The 7,005-nt window shown below is 74.2% G+C and carries 5 protein-coding genes and 1 riboswitch; all 5 genes read left to right on the top strand.

The window, feature by feature from the left end:
* Positions 1 to 127 precede the first annotated feature (127 nt).
* Positions 128 to 260: riboswitch (cobalamin riboswitch) on the top strand.
* A gap of 33 nt (positions 261 to 293) precedes the next feature.
* The gene (locus E0F75_RS21005) at positions 294 to 1,271 is read left to right on the top strand and encodes a cobalamin biosynthesis protein (protein WP_187624076.1); all 978 of its coding nucleotides are present in this window, start codon (positions 294 to 296) and stop codon (positions 1,269 to 1,271) included.
* Positions 1,268 to 2,815: a cobyric acid synthase gene (locus tag E0F75_RS21000; protein WP_187624075.1), complete on the top strand. Its 1,548-nt coding sequence runs from the start codon at positions 1,268 to 1,270 to the stop codon at positions 2,813 to 2,815. Before E0F75_RS21005 ends, E0F75_RS21000 begins: the two co-directional genes overlap by 4 nt.
* Positions 2,816 to 2,927: 112 nt before the next feature.
* Positions 2,928 to 4,991: a putative cobaltochelatase gene (locus E0F75_RS20995; RefSeq protein ID WP_187624074.1), complete on the top strand. Its 2,064-nt coding sequence runs from the start codon at positions 2,928 to 2,930 to the stop codon at positions 4,989 to 4,991.
* A complete protein-coding gene (gene cobO, locus E0F75_RS20990) occupies positions 4,991 to 5,599 on the top strand; it encodes a cob(I)yrinic acid a,c-diamide adenosyltransferase (protein ID WP_187624073.1) in 609 nt (202 codons plus the stop codon). Before E0F75_RS20995 ends, cobO begins: the two co-directional genes overlap by 1 nt.
* Complete coding sequence (locus E0F75_RS20985) at positions 5,593 to 7,005, top strand: cobyrinate a,c-diamide synthase (protein ID WP_187624072.1); 1,413 nt, start codon at positions 5,593 to 5,595, stop codon at positions 7,003 to 7,005. Before cobO ends, E0F75_RS20985 begins: the two co-directional genes overlap by 7 nt.

Raw genomic sequence — 7,005 nt, 5'->3', positions numbered from 1 at the left:
GCCTGACGGTCCGAGCGTGACCGGCGGGGCGGTCCGCACCTTCGGGTGCGGCCCGCCCCGCCGGTGTGTTTGTGGTGCTTCGCACAGTGACCCGCTGCAGGTCAAGGGTGAGTTGACGGCTGTTCTCGGGCCGTGGTGGACTGCCGAGGCCATTACGGCGGCAGTAGAGGAAGTCCGGTGCGAATCCGGCGCGGTCCCGCCACTGTGACCGGATCCGAAGGGTCCGGGAGCCAGGAACTCTCGCCGCCGGTCACGTCGATCCAGGGCGCGGACCCTGAGTGAGGACATGCGCCATGCCCGGCCGCAGCAGTACCACTGGTGTCTTCGCGTACGGAGCGGCCGCGGGTCTCGCCGTCGATCTGCTCATCGGCGACCCCCGCCGCGGACATCCCGTCGCCGCGTTCGGCCGGGCGGCCGCCGCGGTCGAGAACCGCCTCCACCACGACCACCGCGGCTGGGGTGCCCTGCACACCGCCGTCTGCGCCGGCTCCACCGTCGCCCTCGGAGCGCTCGCCGCCCGGGCCGTACGGAACCGGCCGGCCGCCGCCGTCGCCCTGACCGCCGCCTCCGTGTGGGCCGTCGTCGGCGGTACGACCCTGGGGCGGGAGGCCCGCGCGATCGGCGGCGCGCTCGCCGCCGGGGACCTGGACGTCGCCCGGGAGCGGCTGCCGCATCTCTGCGGGCGCGACCCGCAGTCCCTGGACGGACCCGCGATGGCCCGCGCGGTCGTCGAATCGGTCGCCGAGAACACCTCCGACGCCGTGGTCGGCGCCCTCTTCTGGGGCGCGGTCGCGGGCGTACCGGGCCTCGTCGGCTTCCGGGCCGTCAACACCCTCGACGCGATGGTCGGCCACAAGTCGCCGCGCCACCGCCGCTTCGGCTGGGCCTCGGCCCGGCTCGACGACGTGGCCGGCTGGCCCGGGGCCCGGCTGACGGCCGTCCTCGCGACCGTCGCCGGCGGAGACCCGCGCGGTGCGCTGAACGCCTGGCGGGCCGACGCGGCGAAGCACCCCAGCCCCAACGCGGGCCCCGTCGAGGCCTCCTTCGCGGGCGCCCTCGGCATACGCCTCGGTGGCACCCTGTCGTACGGCGGCCGGGTCGAGCACCGTCCGGTGCTCAACGGGGAGGGGCGGGCCGTCGAGGTGACCGACATCGACCGGGCCGTACGCCTGTCGCGCCGGGTCACCGGACTCACTCTGGCCGCCTGTGTGGGCGGCCGGCTGATCATCGGCGCCCTGGCCGCGTCGACCCGGAAGCGGAGGAACGCATGAGGGGTGGGGGACTGCTCGTCGCCGGGACCACGTCCGACGCCGGCAAGAGCGTCGTGACGGCCGGCATCTGCCGCTGGCTGGTCCGCAAGGGTGTGAAGGTGGCGCCGTTCAAGGGGCAGAACATGTCCCTCAACTCCTTCGTCACGAGGGAGGGGGCCGAGATCGGGCGGGCCCAGGCCATGCAGGCGCAGGCGGCGCGGGTGGAACCCACCGCGCTGATGAACCCCGTCCTGCTCAAGCCCGGCAGCGACCGGTCCAGCCAGGTCGTCCTGATGGGCAAGCCGGTCGGTGAGCTGAGCGCCCGCGGGTTCTTCGGGGGGCCTGGGGGGTCGTCCCCCGGGAAGGCGCTGCGCGGGGGACGGCAGAAGGAGCTCTTCGAGCCGGTCATCGCGTGCCTGGAGGAGCTGCGGAGCACGTACGACGCCGTGATCTGCGAGGGCGCCGGCAGTCCGGCCGAGATCAACCTGCGGCGCACCGACATCGTGAACATGGGCATCGCGCGGGCCGCGCGGCTGCCCGTCGTCGTGGTCGGCGACATCGACCGGGGCGGGGTCTTCGCCCAGTTCTTCGGCACGACGGCGCTGCTCGCGCCCGAGGACCAGGAGCTGATCGCGGGCTACCTCGTGAACAAGTTCCGCGGTGACGTGACCCTGCTCGAACCGGGCCTGGACATGCTGCACGGGCTCACCGGGCGGCGGACCTTCGGCGTCCTGCCGTACGCCCACGGGCTCGGCATCGACGAGGAGGACGGCCTCCGGGTCTCGCTGCGGGGCGCGGTGCGTGAGTCCGTCGTCGCGCCGCCGGTCGGTGAGGACGTGCTGCGGGTCGCCGTCTGCGCGGTGCCGCTGATGTCCAACTTCACGGACGTGGACGCGCTGGCCGCCGAGCCGGGTGTCGTCGTGCGGTTCGTGGACCGGGCGGAGGAGCTCGTCGACGCGGACCTGGTCGTGGTGCCGGGGACGCGCGGGACGGTCAAGGCGCTCGCCTGGCTGCGGGAGCGCGGGCTCGCCGACGCGCTGGCGCGGCGGGCCGCCGAGGGCCGTCCGGTGCTCGGCATCTGCGGCGGCTTCCAGGTCCTCGGCGAGCACATCGAGGACGAGGTCGAGTCCCGTGCGGGGTCCGTCGACGGGCTCGGGCTGCTGCCCGTACGCGTGCGGTTCGCGCGCGAGAAGACGCTCGCCCGGCCGGTGGGCTCGGCGCTCGGGGAACGGGTCGAGGGGTACGAGATCCACCACGGCATCGCGGACGTACGGGGCGGGGAACCGTTTCTCGACGGGTGTCGGGTGGGTTCCGTGTGGGGTACGCACTGGCACGGCTCCCTGGAGAGCGACGGGTTCCGGCGGGCGTTCCTGCGGGAGGTCGCGACGGCGGCCGGACGGCGGTTCGTACCGGCGCCGGACACGTCGTTCGGGGCGCTGCGGGAGGAACAGCTGGACCGGCTGGGGGATCTGATCGAGGAGCACGCGGACACGGACGCGCTGCTGCGGCTGATCGAGGAGGGAGCTCCTTCGGGGCTGCCGTTCGTGCCGCCGGGTGCGCCGTGAGCCGCGCCCGGCGTTCGGGTCCCCACCCGCACCACCCGCACGACGTGTCGAAGATTCCTGGCGGCCCCGGGTCGTCGTTCGAACATTCGCGATCTGAAGGAGTGACCAGCCGATGAGTACCCGGTATCCGTTCACCGCCGTCGTCGGTATGGACGACCTGCGGCTCGCGCTGCTGCTCAACGCCGTCAGCCCGGCCGTCGGCGGTGTGCTCGTGCGGGGTGAGAAGGGGACCGCCAAGTCCACCGCCGTGCGCGCGCTCGCCGAGCTGCTGCCCGCCGTGCCCGTCGTCGCCGGCTGCCGGTTCAGCTGTGATCCCGGCTCCCCCGACGGCGGCTGCCCCGACGGGCCCCACGAGACCGGGCCCGGGGCCGAGCGGCCCGCGCGGATGGTCGAGCTGCCCGTCGGCGCCTCCGAGGACCGGCTCGTCGGCTCGCTCGACATCGAGAAGGCGCTCAGCGAGGGCGTCAAGGCCTTCGAGCCCGGCCTCCTCGCCTCCGCCCATCGCGGGATCCTCTACGTCGACGAGGTCAACCTGCTCAGCGACCACCTCATCGACCATCTCCTCGACGCCGCCGCCATGGGGTCCTCCTACGTCGAGCGCGAGGGTGTCTCCGTACGGCACGCCGCCCGCTTCCTGCTCGTCGGGACCATGAACCCCGAGGAGGGCGAGCTCAGGCCCCAGCTCCTCGACCGGTTCGGGCTGACCGTCGAGGTCGCCGCGTCGCGCGACCCGCAGCAGCGCGTCGAGGTCGTCCGGCGGCGGCTCGCCTTCGAGGACGACCCCGCCGCCTTCGCCGACCGCTGGGCCGCGGACGAGTCCGCGCTGCGCGAACGGATCGTCACCGCACGGGCGTTGCTGCCCCAGGTGAGGCTCGGCGACGCCGTGCTGCTCCAGATCGCCGCCACCTGCGCCGCGTTCGAGGTCGACGGCATGCGCGCCGACATCGTCATGGCCCGCACCGCGACCGCGCTCGCCGCCTGGGCCGGCCGCACCGAGGTCACCTCCGAGGACGTACGGCAGGCCGCCCTGCTCGCTCTCCCGCACCGGCGGCGCCGCTCCCCCTTCGACGCTCCCGGCCTCGACGAGGACAAGCTCGACGAGACCCTGGAGGAGTTCAAGGGCCAGGACCAGGAGCCGGACGAGGACCCCGAGCCCGACGGGCCCGGCGACGGGGGGCCCGGGGACGGCGGTCCCGGTGGGGGTGTTCCGCCGCAGAGCGACGGACCCGCCGCCGAGAACTCCCCCGCTCCCGAGGAGACCTCCCCGCCCGCGCCGCCCGCACCCTCTCCCGAACCCGCCCCGCAGGGCGCCGGTTCCGGTGAGCGCGCCGCCGTCGCCGCCTCCGAGCCCTTCCGTACGAAGGTGCTCAGCGTCCCCGGTCTCGGCGAGGGCGCGGCCGGGCGCCGCTCCCGGGCCCGCACCGAGCACGGCCGTACCACCGGATCCGTACGCCCCCGGGGCTCGCTGACCAAGCTGCACCTGGCCGCCACCGTGCAGGCAGCCGCCCCGCACCAGAAGGCCCGTGGGCGGACCGGCCCCGGACTCGTGGTCCGCCGGGACGACCTGCGGCAGGCGACCCGGGAGGGCCGCGAGGGGAACCTGGTGCTCTTCGCCGTGGACGCCTCCGGTTCCATGGCGGCCCGGCAGCGGATGAGCGCCGTCAAGGGCGCCGTCCTCTCCCTGCTGCTCGACGCCTACCAGCGGCGCGACAAGGTCGGCCTCATCACCTTCCGCGGCCGCGACGCCGAGGTCGCGCTGCCGCCGACCTCGTCCGTCGACGCGGCCGCCGCCCGTCTCGAGAAGCTCCCGACCGGTGGCCGTACCCCGCTGTCGGCCGGTCTCCTCAAGGCCCATGACGTCCTGCGCGTCGAGCGGCTGCGGGACCCCTCGCGCCGCCCGCTGCTCGTCGTCGTCACCGACGGGCGGGCGACCGGCGGCGGCGCCGACCCGGTGGCGCTCGCCGCCCGCGCGGCGCGGCTGCACGCCGCCGACGGCACGGCCTCCGTCGTCGTCGACTGCGAGACCGGACCGGTGCGGCTCGGGCTGGCCCGGGAGCTCGCCCGTGAACTCGGCGGCACCGCCGTCACCTTGGACGAGCTGCGCGCCGACTCGATCGCCGGCCTCGTCCGGGACGTACAGGGAAACCGGAAGACCACTGCCAGGAGGGCCGCTTAATGCCGCAGGGACAGCCGACCGTCGTTCCCGACGACGGTCTCACCACCCGTCAGCGCCGCAACCGTGCGCTGGTCATGGTGCACACGGGCGTCGGCAAGGGGAAGTCGACCGCCGCGTTCGGCATGGCGCTGCGCGCCTGGAACCAGGGCTGGCCGATCGGGGTGTTCCAGTTCGTGAAGTCGGCCAAGTGGAAGGTCGGCGAGGAGAACGCCCTCAAGGCGCTCGGCGAGACCGGCAAGGGCGGCACCGTCACCTGGAACAAGATGGGTGAGGGCTGGTCCTGGATCCAGCGCGAGGTCGCCGAGGGCGAGCAGTCGCACGAGGAGAAGGCCCGCGAGGGCTGGGAGCAGGTCAAGCGGGACCTCGCCGAGGAGAAGTACACGTTCTACGTCCTCGACGAGTTCGCGTACCTGCTGCACTGGGGCTGGATCGACACGGCCGAGGTCGTCGAGGTGCTGCGCGACCGTCCCGGGCACCAGCACGTCGTCATCACCGGCCGCAACGCGCCGCAGGAGCTCGTCGACTTCGCGGATCTCGTCACCGACATGTCCAAGGTCAAGCACCCGATGGACGCCGGTCAGAAGGGCCAGCGGGGCATCGAGTGGTAGCACGTCTCGTCATCGCCGCGCCCTCGTCGGGCGCGGGCAAGACCACGGTCGCGACCGGCCTGATGGCCGCGTTCGCCGGCCGTGGTCTGGCGGTCTCGCCGCACAAGGTCGGACCGGACTACATCGACCCGGGCTACCACGCGCTCGCCACGGGGCGGCCGGGCCGCAACCTCGACGCGTACATGTGCGGTACGGGGCTGATCGCGCCGCTCTTCGAGCACGGGGCGCGCGGGTGCGACCTGGCGGTCGTCGAGGGTGTCATGGGCCTGTACGACGGGGCCGCCGACCAGGGCGAACTCGCCTCCACCGCACAGGTGTCGAAGCTGCTCAAGGCGCCGGTGGTGCTGGTCGTCGACGCGTCCTCGCAGTCGCGGTCGGTGGCGGCGCTCGTGCACGGGTTCGCGTCCTGGGATCCGGAGGTGCGGATCGGGGGCGTGATCCTGAACAAGGTCGCGACGGATCGGCACGAGCATCTGCTGCGGGAGGCGCTCGGGGAGTCCGGGGTGCCGGTGCTGGGTGTCCTTCGACGGGCGCCCGCGGTGGCGACTCCGTCACGGCATCTGGGGCTTGTGCCGGTGGCCGAGCGGCAGGCGGCGGCGCTTGCCGCTGTCGCGGCGCAGGCGGAGCAGGTGCGGGCCGGGTGCGATCTGGAGGCGCTTCTGTCACTGGCCCGCAGTGCGCCGGAGCTGCACTGCGAGCCGTGGGTGGCTGAGGTCGGGGAGCGGCTGCACGCCGGTGGTTCCGGTGTGCCCACCCTCCCCCGGACTCCGTCCGGGGGTACCCCCATCGCCCCGGCGGAACGCATGCCCACACCGGTGGTCGCGGTGGCAGGAGGCGCGGCGTTCACGTTCTCGTACGCCGAGCACACCGAGCTCCTGCGCGCCGCCGGCGCCGAGGTCGTCACGTTCGACCCGCTCCGGGACGAAGCCCTCCCCGAGGGGACGAGCGGGCTCGTCATAGGCGGCGGCTTCCCCGAGATGTACGGCGAGCAGCTGTCCGCCAACGAGCCGTTGCGGAAGGCCGTCGCCGCGCTCGCCGCCTCCGGCGCGCCCGTCGCCGCCGAGTGCGCCGGGCTGCTGTATCTCGCGCGGTCGCTCGACGGCACCCCCATGTGCGGGGTGCTCGACGCGGACGCGCGGATGTCCGAGCGGCTCACCCTCGGGTACCGGGACGCCGTCGCCGTGAGCGACAGCGTGCTCGCGCCCGCCGGGGCGCGGATGCGGGGGCACGAGTTCCACCGGACCGTCATCGAGCCGGGCGCCGGTGCGGCGGCCGCGTGGGGGCTGCGGCAGCCCGAGCGGCGCGTCGAGGGCTTCGTGCAGGGCGGCGTGCACGCCAGCTATGTCCACACCCACTGGGCGGGATCCCCGGAGGCCGCCGCGCGTTTCGTGGAGCACTGCAGGTGA

It is taken from the genome of Streptomyces sp. CB02980, from assembly GCF_014451325.2.
In the GTDB taxonomy this organism is placed as follows: Bacteria; Actinomycetota; Actinomycetes; order Streptomycetales; family Streptomycetaceae; genus Streptomyces.
Note: the sequence above shows the minus strand (reverse complement) of the source record. Positions and strands in the feature narration are given on the sequence as shown.

Bases quoted from the DNA above. Each gene is read 5' to 3' on its own strand.
- E0F75_RS20995 (WP_187624074.1), top strand. From the start codon at position 2,928: ATGAGTACCCGGTATCCGTTCACCGCCGTCGTCGGTATGGACGACCTG.
- E0F75_RS21000 (WP_187624075.1), top strand. From the start codon at position 1,268: ATGAGGGGTGGGGGACTGCTCGTCGCCGGGACCACGTCCGACGCCGGC.
- cobO (WP_187624073.1), top strand. From the start codon at position 4,991: ATGCCGCAGGGACAGCCGACCGTCGTTCCCGACGACGGTCTCACCACC.
- E0F75_RS21005 (WP_187624076.1), top strand. From the start codon at position 294: ATGCCCGGCCGCAGCAGTACCACTGGTGTCTTCGCGTACGGAGCGGCC.